The organism is Klebsiella sp. GFKo11, assembly GCF_056490265.1.
The window spans coordinates 122,387-138,818 of the sequence record NZ_CM151369.1 but is presented as its reverse complement, the minus strand read 5'-3'; the positions used below and the strand labels follow the sequence as shown (position 1 = coordinate 138,818).

The window sequence follows — 16,432 nt, the reverse complement described above, 5'->3', positions numbered from 1 at the left end:
TCTGACTACGGGACTCATACTATGACCGACAAAAAATATATCGTAGCGCTCGACCAGGGCACCACCAGCTCCCGCGCCGTTGTAATGGATCACGATGCCAATATCGTCAGCGTCTCTCAGCGAGAATTTGAACAAATTTATCCGAAGCCCGGCTGGGTTGAGCACGACCCGATGGAGATCTGGGCGACCCAAAGCTCCACGTTGGTAGAAGTGCTGGCAAAAGCCGATATCAGCTCCGATGAAATCGCCGCAATCGGCATCACCAACCAACGTGAAACCGCTATCGTGTGGGAGCGCGAAACCGGTAAACCGATTTATAACGCGATTGTCTGGCAGTGCCGGCGTACCGCTGAAATCTGCGAACAGCTCAAGCGCGACGGTATGGAAGAGTACATTCGCAAGGCCACTGGCCTGGTGGTTGACCCGTACTTCTCCGGCACCAAAGTGAAATGGATCCTTGACCACGTTGAAGGCTCACGCGAACGCGCTAAGCGCGGCGAGCTGCTGTTCGGCACCGTGGACACCTGGCTTATCTGGAAAATGACCCAGGGGCGTGTGCACGTCACTGACTACACCAACGCCTCGCGTACCATGCTGTTCAACATCCACGAGCTGGACTGGGACGACAAAATGCTCGACGCGCTGGATATCCCCCGCGCCATGCTGCCGGAAGTACGCAAGTCTTCCGAAGTATACGGCCAGACCAATATCGGCGGTAAAGGCGGCACGCGTATTCCGATCGCCGGTATCGCGGGCGACCAGCAGGCGGCGCTGTTCGGTCAGCTGTGCGTTAAAGAAGGGATGGCGAAAAATACCTACGGCACTGGCTGCTTCATGCTGATGAACACCGGCGAGAAAGCGGTGAAATCTGAAAACGGCCTGCTGACGACGATCGCCTGCGGCCCGCGCGGCGAAGTGAACTATGCGCTGGAAGGTGCGGTGTTTATGGCGGGAGCCTCTATTCAGTGGCTGCGCGATGAGATGAAGCTGATCAGCGACGCGTTCGATTCCGAATATTTCGCGACTAAAGTGAAAGATACCAACGGCGTATACGTGGTCCCGGCATTTACCGGCCTCGGCGCACCGTACTGGGACCCGTACGCCCGCGGCGCAATCTTCGGCCTGACCCGCGGCGTGAACTCTAACCATATTATTCGCGCCACCCTGGAATCTATCGCCTATCAGACCCGCGACGTGCTGGAAGCGATGCAGGCTGACTCAGGGATCCGTCTGCACGCTCTGCGCGTCGACGGCGGCGCGGTGGCCAACAACTTCCTGATGCAGTTCCAGTCCGACATTCTCGGCACCCGCGTAGAACGCCCTGAAGTGCGCGAAGTCACCGCACTGGGTGCTGCCTATCTGGCCGGTCTGGCGGTGGGTTTCTGGCAGAATCTGGATGAGTTGCAGGAGAAAGCGGTTATCGAACGTGAATTCCGCCCGGGGATTGAAACTACCGAGCGTAACGTTCGCTACAGCGGCTGGAAGAAAGCGGTAAAACGCGCGTTAGCGTGGGAAGAGCACGACGAGGGGTAAGAGCTGGAGGTATTCCCGGCTTGCGGCGTAAACGCCTTAGCCGGGCTACAAAACCCCAAACAGCACGATCTTGTAGCCCGGACAGGTGCGCAGCACCGCCTCCGGGTTTTTTATCAGCCAAACATCGGCAACAGCAGATACAGCTTAATGACCAGCGCGTTAACGATATCAATAAAGAACGCACCCACCATCGGCACCACCAGAAACGCCATGTGCGATGGGCCAAAACGGTCGGTAATTGCCTGCATATTGGCAATCGCCGTCGGCGTCGCGCCGAGGCCAAAGCCGCAGTGACCAGCGGCCAGAACGGCGGCATCGTAGTTTTTCCCCATCATTCGATAGGTCACAAACACCGCATACAGCGCCATTGCCACCGTCTGCACCGCCAGAATGGCAATCATCGGCAGCGCCAGCGACGCCAGCTCCCACAGCTTCAGGCTCATCAGGGCCATAGCCAGGAACAGCGACAGGCTGACGTTACCCAATACAGACACCGCGCGATCAAACACGCGATACAGCCCCAACGCCGACAAACTGTTGCTAAGGATCACGCCGATAAATAGCACGCAAACAAAGGTCGGCAGCTCGAATACGGTTCCCGCCAGCAATTGCGCAACGAACTTACCTACCGTCAAACAAATGGCAATTAACGCGATACTCTCAATCAGCACCAGCGAGGTAATCATGCGCCCCATTTCCGGCTTTTCAAACGCGGTCGGTGCAACCTGATCGTCCGGCGTGCCGTCCGGTGAGGAAGAGTGCTTAACCAAATAGCGCGCCACCGGGCCGCCGATCAGGCCACCCAGCACCAGACCAAAGGTTGCGCAGGCCATCGCCACTTCGGTAGCGTTGGCGAAACCATAGCGCTCGACAAACAATTTACTCCACGCCGCGCCGGTGCCGTGACCGCCGGAAAGGGTAATGGAACCCGCCAGCAGCCCCATCAGCGGGTCAAGGCCCAGCAGCTTCGCCATGCCGATACCGAGTGCGTTTTGCAGCAGCAGCAGTCCCACGACAACGATCAGGAACGTCCCCACCACTTTGCCGCCAGCCCGCAAGCTGGCGAGGTTGGCGTTCAGGCCGATGGTGGCGAAGAACGCCAGCATCAGCGGATCTTTCAGGCTCATATCGAAATCAATTTCGATATCCATGCTTTTCTTCAGCGCCAGTAAGGCCAATGCCACCAGCAGGCCACCCGCAACGGGTTCAGGAATGGTATATGTCTTCAGGAAAGGGACGGTTTGAACGAGTTTTCTACCCAGTAGCAACACTAATGTTGCGGCAACGAGCGTCGATAAGGTATCGAGATGAAACATAAAAAGAGCTCCTTATAGGCGCATGATCCATTCACACGCGACGGTATTCCCGGTGTCGATTGCTTCTCATCATGAGTAATCGGGAGGGGATTTTAAGCAGAAGTACGGAAAAAATGACAGAAAAAGATATTTTGTAGGGATATTGATGCGATCAAGCATACAAAATGTTAATAATTTTTCTAAGCCTATTCCCTGTATAAATATTTATCGCTAAAGAGTGGCAAACGTTTGCTTTTGGTCTACAGTCCGATAAAATCCCCGCTTTGCCACCTTTGGGATTGTTGTGATGTCCGTTAACACCGCAGAGTCAGAAAATGCGCAACCGGTTGCGCATAAGCAAGTCAGCGAATTAATCTACCGCCTTGAAGACCGCCCACCGCTACCGCAAACTCTGTTCGCCGCTTTCCAGCACCTGCTGGCGATGTTTGTCGCAGTCATCACCCCGGCGCTGTTAATTTGCCAGGCTCTGGGCCTCCCGGCTCAGGATACGCAACACATCATCAGCATGTCTCTGTTCGCCTCCGGTGTCGCATCCATTATTCAAATTAAAGCCTGGGGCCCGGTTGGCTCAGGGCTGCTCTCAATCCAGGGCACCAGCTTTAACTTCGTCGCGCCGCTGATTATGGGCGGTACCGCGCTGAAAACCGGCGGCGCCGATGTCCCAACCATGATGGCTGCGCTGTTCGGTACCCTGATGCTGGCCAGCTGCACGGAAATGGTCATCTCCCGCGTACTGCACCTCGCGCGGCGCATCATTACCCCGCTGGTCTCCGGCGTGGTGGTGATGATTATCGGTCTGTCGCTGATTCAGGTTGGCCTTACTTCTATCGGCGGCGGCTACGCGGCCATGGCTGATAACACCTTCGGTGCGCCAAAAAACCTGCTGCTGGCGGGTATCGTGCTGGCGCTGATTATTATCCTTAACCGCCAGCGCAACCCCTATTTGCGCATCGCCTCGCTGGTGATCGCCATGGCAGCGGGTTATCTGGCAGCCTGGTTCCTCGATATGCTGCCAACCAATACCGCGCCAACCGACAGCAGCCTGATTATGGTGCCCACGCCGCTTTACTACGGTCTGGGCATCGACTGGAATCTGCTGCTGCCGCTGATGCTGGTCTTTATGATTACCTCGTTGGAAACTATCGGCGATATCACCGCCACCTCCGACGTCTCCGAGCAGCCGGTTTCAGGCCCGCTATATATGAAGCGTCTGAAGGGCGGCGTGTTGGCTAACGGCCTGAACTCGTTCGTCTCGGCAGTATTTAATACCTTCCCGAACTCCTGTTTCGGGCAGAACAACGGCGTGATTCAATTGACCGGCGTCGCCAGCCGCTACGTCGGCTTTGTGGTCGCGCTGATGCTGATCGTGCTCGGCCTGTTCCCGGCGGTAAGCGGCTTCGTGCAACATATCCCTGAGCCAGTACTCGGCGGCGCAACGTTAGTGATGTTCGGCACCATCGCCGCCTCCGGCGTGCGCATCGTCTCCCGCGAACCGCTGAACCGCCGCGCGATCCTGATTATCGCCCTGTCGTTGGCCGTAGGCCTTGGCGTTTCCCAGCAGCCGCTGATTCTGCAGTTCGCCCCTGACTGGCTGAAGAACCTGCTCTCCTCCGGTATCGCTGCCGGTGGTATCACGGCAATCGTGCTGAACCTGGTTTTCCCGCCAGAGAAAAACTAATCCTGCCTGATGCCCTGGCCGCGTGATGCTGGCCAGGGCATGTACATCATCCACCTCACATCATCTCATTACACAATTCCTGTCTTGAGGATTGCGCATAATTCGGGCATAACAGCCTTATGTGCCTCGCTCAGGATCGAAGATCATGAAATTTCTCGGAAAGCTGATTCTCTGGCTGTTGATTGCCCTGCTGGTGGTGATCATTGCGGTTTATTTCCTGCTGCAAACCCAGTGGGGCGCACGCCAGGCCAGCGCCTGGCTAAGCGACGGTACCGGCTGGAAGGTCTCTTTCAACAAAATGGACCACAATTTCTCCTCGCCAATGCACCTGCAACTGCAAAACGTCACCCTTGGTCGTGACGGCAAACCGGCGACGCTGGTGGCTAAAACGGTGGATATCGGCTTTAGCAGCCGCCAGTTTAGCGACCCACTGCATGCCGACGAGATTGTCCTCAGCGATGGCACCCTGAACTTCTCGCCTTCATCAGCAGCCTTACCGTTCGCCGCCGACCGCCTACAGTTGCGCAACATGGCGTTTAACAGTCCGGAAAGCGACTGGGATCTCAGCGCTCAGCGCGTCACCGGCGGCGTCAGCCCATGGGCACCGGAAGCGGGCAACGTCCTCGGTAAAAAAACGCAGATTCAAATGAGCGCAGGGTCGATGACGCTGAACGGCATCGAAGCCAGCAATGTGCTGATTCAGGGGAGTATCGATAACGGTGAAGTAGCGCTCTCGACCATCGGTGCTGATGTTGCCCGCGGCACGATGACCGGGACGGCGAAACGCAACGCCAACGGCGGCTGGCAGGTCGATAATTTACGCCTCAGCGAGATCCGCCTGCAAAGCGATAAATCGCTCGCCGACTTTTTCACGCCGCTCACCACGCTGCCTTCACTACAGGTTGGCCGTCTCGATATGACCGATGCCAGCCTGCAAGGGCCTGACTGGGCGGTAAGCAGCCTCGATCTTAACCTGCGTAATCTCACTCTCAGCCATGGCGACTGGCAAAGCCAGGATGGCACCCTGTCAATGAATGCCAACGAGTTTATTTACGGCTCGCTGCACTTCCTCGACCCTATCCTGAATGCCGGATTTTCGCCGCAGGGTATCGCGCTGCGTCAGTTCACCTCACGCTGGGAAGGCGGGATGGTGCGCACTTCCGGCAACTGGCTGCGTGCCGGACATGCTCTGGTGCTGGATGACGCCGCGTTCGCCGGTCTGGAATATACGCTGCCGGCCAACTGGAAACAGCTGTGGATGGAGCAACTGCCGGAATGGCTACAAAGCCTGACGCTGAAAAAGTTCAGCGCCAGCCGCAACCTGGTGATTGATGTTGAACCGGAATTCCCGTGGCAGATCACTGCGCTCGACGGCTACGGCGGCGAGCTACAGCTGGTGAAGGACCGCAGTTGGGGTATATGGAACGGCAGCGCAACGCTGAACGCCGCTGCCGCCACCTTTAACCGCATTGACGTTCGCCGCCCATCGTTGAAGCTTAGCGCCAACGCCTCGACGGTGAACGTTAACGAGCTTAGCGCCTTTACCGAGCGCGGTATCCTGCAAGCCACCGCTGCGGTATCGCAGCTTCCGCAGCGCCTGGTCAACCTGAGCCTGAACGGCCGCGGCGTGCCGCTGAATATTTTGCAGGCCTGGGGCTGGCCAGCGCTGCCGGTTTCCGGCGATGGTAACGTGCAGCTGACCGCCACCGGCAGCGTGCTCGCGGATGCGCCGCTAAAGCCAACCGTCAATGGTCAACTCAGCGCAATCAATATGGAGAAACAGCAGGTTGCGCAGGTGATGCGCAACGGTGAAGTCACGAGTGCCCAGGCTCCTGCTGCTCCGGCAATTTCCACACCCTAGTTTCCCCTCACCCTAACCCTCTCCCGCCGGGGAGAGGGGCCGCTTAGTGGGGTTTCGGTGCTCCCACGTTATTTCACGTTCAGCGAATAGACCGCTGGCACCGCGCCAGCCGATTTCACCAGCTCAAGGGTGATTTTTGACACCGTCAGCGGCGCTTTCAGCGTATGTTGGCACAGCGAGTGATGATTGTCGTTCGCTTCAGCAATCAGTACATCGTCCGCCCACAGACGGTAGTGGGTGGCGCAGTGCGGCGTCACCGACTCCATGTGTCCCATTTGCACAGTTTCCATCGCATTATCAACATCGTTATCCAGCATCAGCGTCAGCGACTGTACGGTTTGCGGCGCGTCCCACTCCCAGATCAGTCGCGGCGCGGCATCGTCCAGCGCCGGGGCCCAGCCGTTAATCTGCTGTTCTGGACGCAGGCGACCGTTGAGCAGGTTCTGCACATCATAACAGCGCAGCGGCGTGGCAAAGCGCACGGCAGGCATCACCTGATGCGGACGGCGGCGCGGTACCCAGAAATCAAACGCCTCTACGCCAAAGTCGCCATCAACCACCTGGCGTGGATGCTTCGCCACGCGGGCGTTCTGGCTGTTAAATACCGTCATAATGCCCGGCAGCGCCAAATCACTCAGCGCCATTTCAACCTCGCTGTTGTGCTCGAAGGCGATAAACAGGTAGCGATCGGCGTCACTCTGCCAGCCAAACTCCACGCTGTATTCACCCGCTTCCTGTACCGTCAGCGTTTGTTCGTCGAGCAGGATGTCGGCGCAGTAGTTCGCGGTCTTCTGACTGCTTAACAGGCTGACTTTTACCGGCTGAGCGGTCTCGGCGCGCAGGATAAAACGCAGGGCTGGCAGCGTTTCTCCGGCCTTCACCGGCAGCAGCAGCGCCATCCGTTCGTCCAGCGTCATCCAGCGGCCGCTGGCCGGCAGAGCGCTCAGCACCAGTTCACTGCTGGCGGAAACCCGCGCGCCGCGCGCGGGGTCAAGCAGGCGCTGGCGCGGAATGTAGCAGCCGGTCTGCTGCAAATGTTGCTGAAGCTTGCCGATATGCTGAGCTTCCGCCAGTTGCGGTGCGCTGAGTTGATGCTGTTGGCACAGGACCGCCGCACGACCAACCACTTCGCCAAGCAGCCCACAGGTACACATCACGCGAGCGCTGCCGAAGGCCACGTGAGAGGCGGAAATCAGACGGCCGGTGAGAAACAGATTATCCAGCGAGCGGCTGTAGAGGCTGCGGTACGGAATGGTATAGGTGCCTTTACTGTGGAACTGGCGACAGCCGTCATGCTTGCTGTAGACGCCGTCCGCCGGATGCAGGTCGATGGACCAGCCGCCGTAGCCAACCGCATCGTAGTGATCACGCTGCTCGATGATATCCTGCTGGCACAGCAGATGGTCGCCGATAAAACGACGGCTCTCGCGCTTACCGGGGATGGAGCCAACCCATTCGATGGTCAGGTTCTCGGCTTCCGGGAATTCGCCGGAGTTTTTAATGTAGTTCCACACCCCCCAGACGATTTTCCACAGCTCCCATTTAATCTGTTCGCTGTCATGCACGGTGTCGAGACGACCGCCCCACTCCAGCCACCACAGATCGCAGCCGTTTAGCGTCGAGGTCAGACGCTTATAACGCGGAATGGCTTCAATATCCTGTAGGGCAAAAGAGGGTGGCACGAACTTCACCGGCCCGCTGCTTTTGCGGGTGTAGAAATAGATAGAGTGGCCGAGCTTGTGGCCGAAGTTGTCGCCGGGGGCCATTTTTTCGCCCAGTTCTTCGGCATCTTCCGCGCCGACGCGATACTCAGCCCCCGCCAGATGCCCCAGCACGCCGTCGCCGGTGGCGTCGCAGAACTGCGTGGCTTGAATATGGTAGAAGGTTTCGTTGACCGCGTTAAAGCCGGTGGCTTCGGCAATGCGCTGACCTTCACGCTTGACCGCGTAGATGGCGGTGTTCAGCAGCAGGGTGAGGTTCTTCTCGCGCTGCGCCAGATCCAGCAGCAGCAGGTCAAACATCATCGGGTTACCTTCTTTGTTGCGCCACAGGTTCTCCTCAAGGATTTCACCCATAATGCCGCCTTCGCGTGACCAGCGGTTGTTGTTGCCCATATGCGAGGTGGCGCCGTTGGCCCACAGCCGTACTTCGCTGGAGGCGTTGCCGCCAAGCACCGGGCGATCCTGCGCCAGCACGACCTGCAAACCGTCTCGGGCAGCGGCGAGCGCGGCGCATAGCCCGGCCAGGCCACCGCCAGCGACGAATAGATCGGTACGCAGGGTCTGGTGGGGGAAATCACGTTCATGGGTGTGCTGGAAAATTTGCATAAATTGTAATTCCTGCCTTTCTGGCGATAAAATAACAGTCTTTAAAAAATGGGATCTCGCTATGTCGTCTCAACCTAATCAAAGCCTTATCGACGGTATTCGCTGTCTGCAATATCTGGTCTCCAGCGATCGGGCTATCGGTTGTCGCGAGCTGGCACGCCTGATGGACATTAACCCCACCCGCGTCAACCGGTTGCTGATGACCATGGCGGCAATCGGTCTGACCACGCAGGACGAACAGCGTCGCTATCTGCCCGGTCCCGGTATTCACGCGCTGGCCGCCCAAGCGATTCGCGGTTCAACGCTGTTCTCAAAGGCCCTCCCGTTGCTGGAAGCCTACGCCCCGAAAGATATCGTGGTGGCGATGGGCGTCCTGTGGGAGGACCAGGTTATCTACATCTTCCACTCTCGCCCCGGCAGCCATATCAGCCAGGCGCTGGCGGGTTTTCATATGATGTCGGCCAGCCAATCGGTCATCGGTCTTGCGCTATTGGCAGCCGAGGACGACGAAGCGCTATCCCAGCGTTTCAGCGCCGAGGAGATGGTGGGCATCGCGCCGTATCTCCAGCAGCAGCGTCAGCAGGGCCACGTGGTCTGGCCGCACGATGATGGCGAGCTCTCCATTTCTCAGCCGATTCAGTTCGGTTCGCACAAGGCGGCGCTGGCTTTTGCCGGGATGTATGGCTACACCCCAGAGCAGACGGCCGAGCGGCTAGCCGAACTCATTACGCTTTGCGATCGGCTGACGGCATAGCTTTGTCGCCGTCGAGGTCAATCTTGCCGACCACGAACAGATAAGAGCAGATCCCCAGGCAGGCCAGTACGGCGATGAAGCCGAGCGCTGGGGCGAAGCTGTGTCCGTCGATCAGCGCACCGATGGCGATCGGCACCACAATGGAGGAAAGCGCGCCGGTAAAGTTGAATACCCCGCCTGCCAGACCAATCAAATGACGTGGCGCCAGCGCGGTCACGAATACCCAGGTAATCGTCGCCAGGCCGTTGCCGAAGAAGGCGATGGACATAAACAGGATGATCAGCGTCGGGTTATCAGTGTAGTTGGCGCCGAGGATGAACAGGGTCAGCGCCATGCCGAGGATCACCGGCGCTTTACGGGCAAAGCTGGTGGAGACGCCGCGGCGGATCAGGCGGTCGGAGACAAATCCGGCCAGCAGCACGCCGACGAAGGCGGCCAGATATGGGACCGAGGCGACATAGCCAGACTTAATAAAGTCCATGTGGCGGTACTGCACCAGATAGGTCGGGAACCAGGTCAGGAAGAACCAGAAGGTGGCCGAGATGGTGAACTGGCCGAAATAGATGCCAATCAGCTTACGACTTTTGAACATCAGCCCCAGATCCTGCCAGCTGAACGGGCGTTTGGCTGCGTTTTCACGGCTTTCCAGCACCGCCCCGCCTTCGCGCAGATAATCCAACTCGGCTTTCGATACCGTCTTATGATCCAGCGGATCGCGGTACACGCAGTACCACAGCACGCCCCAGATCATCCCTACCACACCGGTAATCAGAAACAGCCCGCGCCAGCCGAACAGATCCTGAACATGGAACAGAATGGGCGTCATCAGCGCCATACCCACAAACTGTGCGGAAGAGTAAATACCAATGGCCGTGGCGCGCTCTTGTTCCGGGAACCAGCTGGAGATCACTCGGTTATTTGACGGCATCACCGGGGCTTCGAAAGCGCCAACGCCAAGGCGCAGGCCAACCAGAGCGCCAAAGCTGTTCGCCACGGCGTGCAGCGCGGTAATCAATGACCAGATAAACAGCCCAACGCCGTACACCAGGCGGGAGCCAAGGCGGTCGATCAGAAAGCCGCCGGGGATTTGCAGGGCTGCGTAGATCCAGCCAAATGCCGAGAAGATCAGCCCCATTTGTAACGGGGTAAACTGCAGCTCGCCGGACATCTGCGTCGCCGCTACCGAGAGGTTAGTTCTGTCCATGTAGTTGATAATAATATTAATAAACACCAGGCCTAGCACAAAGAAGCGTACCCGTCCGGTCGAACGGGCGGTTGATCCTATTATCGGTTGTTCTGACATAGAGGTGTTCTCATAGTTTTAAGGTTTTAAAAGGTACGAGGCGTCATATCATTGCTGTTGTTGTTTCTTTTATAGAAACAATTGGCGAGATGCAAAGTGGGATGCGGAGAAGTGTGATCTCCCTTAAATTTGTACAGAAATAAAACCGGTTTCAGGCGCTGGAGAGGAAGAGATAAACATTGGCTCGGAGTATGCCCCCTCACCCTAACCCTTATGTCTTGACCTTCTCCGTTCCGGCGGAGAAGATCCCCGACTGATCATCGGGAGGTTACCGGTGAGCATCACCCAGCCCTGGAGCCCCTGAGCCCGCGGGAGAGATTATGCCCCGGTAACCTGTTTCCCTGTCGCCTCAAGACCGAACGGTATCCTGTGCCCTGAGCACCCACATATAAGGATGGTCCGGCGATAATATTCATAAGGTTACGGAGTACCATGATGAATCTTGTCCCTGTCGGCGTTGATATCGCCAAACTCAAATTCGACGTTGCTGTCCAGCTGCCAAACCAGAAGTACAAAACCAAAAAATTCGCCAATACCCCAGCCGGATGCCGCGAATTTCTGAACTGGCTGGCGCGTTTTGGTCACTGTCACGTCTGCATGGAGGCAACAGGTTGCTACAGCACTGAACTGGCCACCCTGCTGGCCGATAATGGCTGCTGCGTCAGCCTTGAAAACCCGGCACGTATCCATGCGTTCGCAAACACTGAACTGACCCGCAATAAAACGGACAAAAGCGACGCGGCGCTGATAGCGCGCTACTGCGCTCTGTATCAGCCGGCCCCCTGGCATCCTGCGCCGCTGAGCGAACGACAACTGACGGCTCTGGTACGCCACCTGCGTAACCTGGAAGAGATGCGTCAGATGGAGGTGAACCGCCTTGAGGCGGCAGATGAAGTCATCGTTCCTTCCCTGAATGAACACGTTACGATGCTGGATGAGCTGATTGAAGAAACCCTCAATAAAATCAACCGGCATATCGATGATAACCCGGACCTGAAGCGGGACCGGGAGCTACTGAAAAGTATCCCCGGAATAGGAGACATGCTGAGTGTGAGCCTGCTGGCGTTCGCAGGAAATCTGCGACGGTTCAGCAACAGCAAGGCACTGGTGGCGTATGCTGGTTTGAATCCTCGTCGTTGTGAGTCAGGGATGTGGAAAGGGAAAAGCAGGCTGTCGAAAGTGGGCCATGCAGAGCTGCGTAGCGCACTGTATATGCCAGCGGTAGTGGCAGGAAGATGCAATAAGGTGGTGAAAAACCTGATGGAAAGGCTTGCAGCCCGGGGTAAGACAGGGAAAGAGCGAGTGTGTGCAGGAATGAGGAAATTACTGCAGCTGGCTTATGGTGTGGTGAAATCCGGGCATGAATTTAACGCTGAAATACCACTTGCCGGATAACCGGCAAGACGGTATCTCTCCCCAAAGGGGTGAGGGGACCGCTGGGTGCGGTCTTTCGGTATCGTGCGCGAGTGTGGCTTTCTCCCTCTCCCTTCGGGCTGTCACTTGATCGGACCTTCTGATCAACAGACTTCGCCAGTCTGTATCCTTCAACCATATCCTGTAACTTGAACCAGCCTTCCTACAGCAGCTTCTATTCCACCGGACTCGAGACAGATTCCAGGGAGAGGGATGGGATGAGGGTAATATTCCCGCAGATGAAACCTGTTGCCATTTTGCGGCTATTTGTACCTATTTCCCGCAACCTGTTCCTTTCAAATAGCGGACTTGCTATAACAAAAATACTGGAAGTCAAAAAAATAATTAAAGTCCCTGAACCTACAAAAATAAAGGAACAACCATGTCTGTAATACGCCAACGTATTATGGAGAATATGCAAAAATTCTCCAGGGCAATGATCGGCGCAGTATTGTTCTTGCCGGTCATCGGCCTAATTCTGGCACTCAGCTCTGTCTTAACCAACCCGACATTAATTTCGGAGACCAGCTTTTTACACCAGCTCGGGCAGCTTCTTGGTGACACCTTCTGGCCATTATTTGGAAACCTCGGTTTATTATTTTGCGTTGGCATCAGTTACGGCCTGGCGAAAGATAAAAAAACCGAAGTGGCGCTGGTTGCGGTCATGTGCTTTATCATGTTTCTCGGTGCCAACCATTCGTGGCTGGAGCACACCAACGGCCTCGCAGAAAAAATTAACGGCGAATATTACGGTACCGGACAAACTCAGCTACTGGGCTTTGTGGTGGTCGATATGGGGATCTTTCTCGGGATTATCCTCGGCTGCACCATCGCCTGGGTACATAACAAAGTATCGACCATCGAACTGCCCGGCGCACTCTCCATGTACGGTGGCGCGAAGTTAACGCTGGTGGCGATGACGCCGGTCGTCATCTTCTATGCTATCGCCTTTACCTGGTTCTGGCCGTTTATGACCCACGGTATCGCGGCGCTGACCGGGTTTATGAAAAACGCCGGCGTGGCGGGGGTCTTCGTCTATGGCTTCTTCGAAAAATTCCTTATTCCTACCGGCCTGCACCACTTCGTCTGGTCGCCGTTCCAGCTCACGCAAATCGGCGGTTCGCTGAGCGTCGACGGGCAGGTAGTTTCCGGTACTCAGGCCATTTTCCTCGCCTATATGCGCCACCCGGATCTCACTCCGGTGATGAACGAAGCTTTGCGCTTCTCGCAGCAGGGAATGACCACCATCTTCGGCCTCGCCGGTGCGTCGCTGGCGTTCTACCACACGGCGAAACCGGAGAAAAAAATGATGGCCAAAGCAATCCTGCTGCCCGCCATTATTACCTCGATGCTGACCGGTATCACCGAGCCCATTGAGTTTACCTTCCTGTTTGTTTCACCGCTGCTGTGGGTGATTCACGCCACCTTAACCGCGGCCTCACAGGCAATTTGCGACATCTTTACCGTTCGTCCCTGGGGCGCATCCGGGCTGATTGAATTCCTGATTTACAACCTGCCGCTACCGGCTTCCTTAACACGCTGGCCAGGCTATGTACTTATCGGTATCGGTCAGTTTGCCGTCTACTACGTTATCTTCCGCACTCTGGTGGTTAAGCTAAATCTCAAAACACCGGGTCGCGAAGACGATGAAAACGTGAAGCTATATAGCAAAGCGGATTATCGTAAAAAAATGGGCGGCCCGCAGACGGTGACTAATGAAATTATCAATGGCTTAGGTGGTAAAGAAAATATTATTTCCGTCGACAACTGTTTCACCCGCCTGCGCGTCGCAGTTCATAATATGGAACTGGTTGACGATGCCATATTAAAAAGCACCGGCGCAAATGGCGTAGTACGAAATCGTAATGAAGTTCAGGTTATTTACGGCGTCAAAGTGGGACAGGTTCGTTCCCGGGTTGATAGCTGGCTAGCAGAAAATTAATTGGGAGTTATTTATGAAACTAACCGTATTAGGCGGGGGCGGCGTTCGCTCTGCATTCCTGGCAAAGTCTCTGGCATATAACGCGCACCGCATTGGTTTAAAGGAAGTGGTATTTCTCGACAGCTCTGCCGATAACCTGGCCATATTTGGCGAAATCGCCCGCTATGTGTTTAATACCATTCGCCCGGATATTCACTTTAGCATTACCAGCGACCCGGTATCAGCGCTGAAAAACAGCCACTATGTGATAACCACCTTGCGCGTAGGCGGCGATGAGAGCCGCATCCGCGACGAGCGGATCGCGCTGGAAAATAACACCCTTGGCCAGGAGACCACTGGCGCAGGCGGCTTTGCTATGGCAATGCGCTCGATTCCGGCGATTCTTAACTACTGCCGCCTGATTGAAGAGCACGCCGCTGAAGACGCCATTTTATTTAACTTCACCAATCCGTCGGGGTTGGTGACCGAGGCGATTATCAAATCCGGCTTTAAGCGCCGGGTGTACGGCATCTGCGATGCACCATCGGAGCTTATCCGTGAGCTGCCGGATATCCTCGGCTGCGACGAGAACGACCTCGGCGTCGAGTGCTATGGGCTGAACCACTTCTCCTGGTTTACCCATTTCACCGTGCGCGGCGAAGATGTCACCGAGAGGCTGATCGCCAGCCCGGATTTATACCGCAAAACGGCGATGCAGTACTTTTCGCCGGAGCTGGTCCAGCTGTGTGATAAGCAGTTGCTTAATGAATATCTCTATTATTACTACTATCGTGAAGTGGCGTTAAAAGCGATTCAGAACGCGCAGGAAACCCGTGGCGAGCAGATTGCCCGCATCAATCACGATATGCGCGAAGAGCTGCGAACCATCGACGTAAAAGCCAACCCGGAAGCGGCGTTTACCATCTGGATGAAGCACTATTTACGCAGAGAAAACAGCTACATGCAGAACGAGTCGCAGCAGGAGAAATTCCACACCCGCGAACCGTTGACCTTAAAGCAGTTTATCGAGGAGCCGGATACCGGCGGCTATGCGGGCGTGGCGCTGGATATTCTGGAAGCCGTCAACAGCACTACCACCAAGCGCATCGTGGTATCGATGCCCAACAACGGCACGCTGGATTTCCTGCGAGCGGACGATGTGATTGAGATCAGCTGCGACCTGAGCAAAGACGGCCTGAAGCCGGTGACGCCGAAACATGTGCCAACGGCGCAGAAAAACATGATCGACAACGTGAAAGAGTATGAGCGGCTGGCGGTGGCGGCCATTTTGCAGCGGGATAAATCCCTGGCGGTCCGGGCGCTGATGGCGCATCCGCTGGTTGGCTCTTATTCACTGGCGAAAACGTTGGTTGAAGCCTATCTCGATGATAAGCAGTTCGCCGACTGGCAATAAACGCCCGGCTAAATTCCCCGGATGGCGGCTAACGCCTTATCCGGGCTACAAGCTCACAGCCGTCTGCGGGCCGGTAGCCCGGACAGGCGCGTCAAGCGCCGCCTCCGGGGATACCCGTTTGCATAAACCACATCTTCAGCAGCCGCTCAAAGCCGAGTATGCAATAACCGAAAAACGGGTTACTCCAGTAAATATCGTCATCGAACTTCTGCGGGTCGTGAATGATAAACGCCGTATCCGCTGCCTGCGCCAGCGGGCTTTGATAATCGCCGGTAAAGCAGACCAGATTAATCTCTTTCCCCTCCAGCGCCTTCACCCAGTTCAGCGCCGAACTACTGCGCCCGGATTTGGAAATAATCCAGATCGAATCAAATTTGGCGGCATTCTTCTGCTCGAGGATCTCGTAATCCGGCCACAGCGCCAGGCTGGCATTCACCCCGGTCACCAAAAATTTATTATAAATATACTGGGCGATCAGCTGCGAAAAGCCGCTGCCATGAATCAAAATGCGGTGATGTTGCAGGCTTTCCAGCAACGGCGTTATGCGCTCCACCGGCTGAATGCTCATATAGTCAATATCATTGGTCACATCGAGCTTAGGCATGGTGATATTGAATTTAATAAAATAGACCAGCTCCAGCCAGCCGCTGAATTTCAGCTTTTTCGCCAGCCGCACCAGCGAAGAGGGATTGCTATAACAGTGCTCCGCAACGGCGCGGACCCCCTCGCGAACGCATTGCTCAGGATCGTTCTGAATAAAGCGCAGCACGGTCATCTCGGTTTTGCTTAGCTTTACGTCACGAAAGATATTTTCTAAATCCATTCCGGGCTCCTCTCAGCGGCAAACTACGCTATCACCTGGCGGTAATAGTGTCTGTGGGATGAATCACCAGAATGAAATGAACGTTACTT

Annotated in this window: 11 protein-coding genes; 7 read left to right on the top strand and 4 right to left on the bottom strand. The window is 56.1% G+C overall.

All coding sequences use genetic code 11. The annotated features are described in order from the left end of the window. The first annotated feature begins 21 nt into the window (after positions 1 to 21). Positions 22 to 1,533: a glycerol kinase GlpK gene (gene glpK / locus AC07P6_RS00640; protein WP_182235329.1), complete on the top strand. Its 1,512-nt coding sequence runs from the start codon at positions 22 to 24 to the stop codon at positions 1,531 to 1,533. 113 nt (positions 1,534 to 1,646) lie between these two features. Here the strand turns inward: glpK and gltS are convergent, their stop codons facing one another. Further along, a complete protein-coding gene (gene gltS, locus AC07P6_RS00635; RefSeq protein ID WP_182235330.1) occupies positions 1,647 to 2,849 on the bottom strand; it encodes a sodium/glutamate symporter in 1,203 nt (400 codons plus the stop codon). A 286-nt stretch (positions 2,850 to 3,135) separates the two neighbouring features. Between gltS and xanP the strand changes: the two genes are divergently transcribed. Then, positions 3,136 to 4,527 carry a xanthine/proton symporter XanP gene (xanP, locus tag AC07P6_RS00630; protein WP_110276931.1) on the top strand — a complete coding sequence of 464 codons (1,392 nt, stop codon included), beginning with the start codon at positions 3,136 to 3,138 and terminating at the stop codon, positions 4,525 to 4,527. A gap of 145 nt (positions 4,528 to 4,672) precedes the next feature. After that, entirely contained in the window at positions 4,673 to 6,388 is a 1,716-nt protein-coding gene (locus AC07P6_RS00625; protein WP_478315431.1) for an AsmA family protein, read from the top strand. A 68-nt stretch (positions 6,389 to 6,456) separates the two neighbouring features. On the opposite strand, the gene AC07P6_RS00620 is transcribed toward AC07P6_RS00625, so the two are convergent. Further along, positions 6,457 to 8,715, bottom strand: coding sequence for an FAD-dependent oxidoreductase (locus tag AC07P6_RS00620; protein ID WP_434661111.1), 2,259 nt, complete (start codon positions 8,713 to 8,715; stop codon positions 6,457 to 6,459). Between the two features lie 61 nt (positions 8,716 to 8,776). On the opposite strand from AC07P6_RS00620, the gene AC07P6_RS00615 reads away from it, so the two are divergent. Continuing rightward, on the top strand, positions 8,777 to 9,469 hold the full coding sequence (locus AC07P6_RS00615) for an IclR family transcriptional regulator (RefSeq protein ID WP_434661109.1): 693 nt from the start codon (positions 8,777 to 8,779) through the stop codon (positions 9,467 to 9,469). Here the strand turns inward: AC07P6_RS00615 and AC07P6_RS00610 are convergent. Continuing rightward, positions 9,441 to 10,772, bottom strand: a complete 1,332-nt coding sequence (locus tag AC07P6_RS00610; RefSeq protein WP_434661107.1) for an MFS transporter — start codon at positions 10,770 to 10,772, stop codon at positions 9,441 to 9,443. The two genes, AC07P6_RS00615 and AC07P6_RS00610, sit on opposite strands and share 29 nt — an antisense overlap. Positions 10,773 to 11,204: 432 nt before the next feature. Here AC07P6_RS00610 and AC07P6_RS00605 point away from each other — a divergent pair, with 432 nt between their 5' ends. The 3 genes from AC07P6_RS00605 (at position 11,205) to AC07P6_RS00595 (ending at position 15,520) form a co-directional block, all read left to right on the top strand. After that, positions 11,205 to 12,167, top strand: a complete 963-nt coding sequence (locus tag AC07P6_RS00605; protein WP_304255689.1) for an IS110 family RNA-guided transposase — start codon at positions 11,205 to 11,207, stop codon at positions 12,165 to 12,167. 400 nt (positions 12,168 to 12,567) lie between these two features. Next, the gene (locus tag AC07P6_RS00600; protein WP_478315429.1) at positions 12,568 to 14,127 is read left to right on the top strand and encodes a PTS transporter subunit EIIC; all 1,560 of its coding nucleotides are present in this window, start codon (positions 12,568 to 12,570) and stop codon (positions 14,125 to 14,127) included. A gap of 13 nt (positions 14,128 to 14,140) precedes the next feature. Then, on the top strand, positions 14,141 to 15,520 hold the full coding sequence (locus AC07P6_RS00595; protein WP_478315428.1) for a family 4 glycosyl hydrolase: 1,380 nt from the start codon (positions 14,141 to 14,143) through the stop codon (positions 15,518 to 15,520). Between the two features lie 91 nt (positions 15,521 to 15,611). Here AC07P6_RS00595 and AC07P6_RS00590 read toward each other — a convergent pair whose 3' ends face one another. Then, on the bottom strand, positions 15,612 to 16,343 hold the full coding sequence (locus AC07P6_RS00590) for a MurR/RpiR family transcriptional regulator (protein WP_181484412.1): 732 nt from the start codon (positions 16,341 to 16,343) through the stop codon (positions 15,612 to 15,614). Between the last annotated feature and the right edge of the window lie 89 nt (positions 16,344 to 16,432).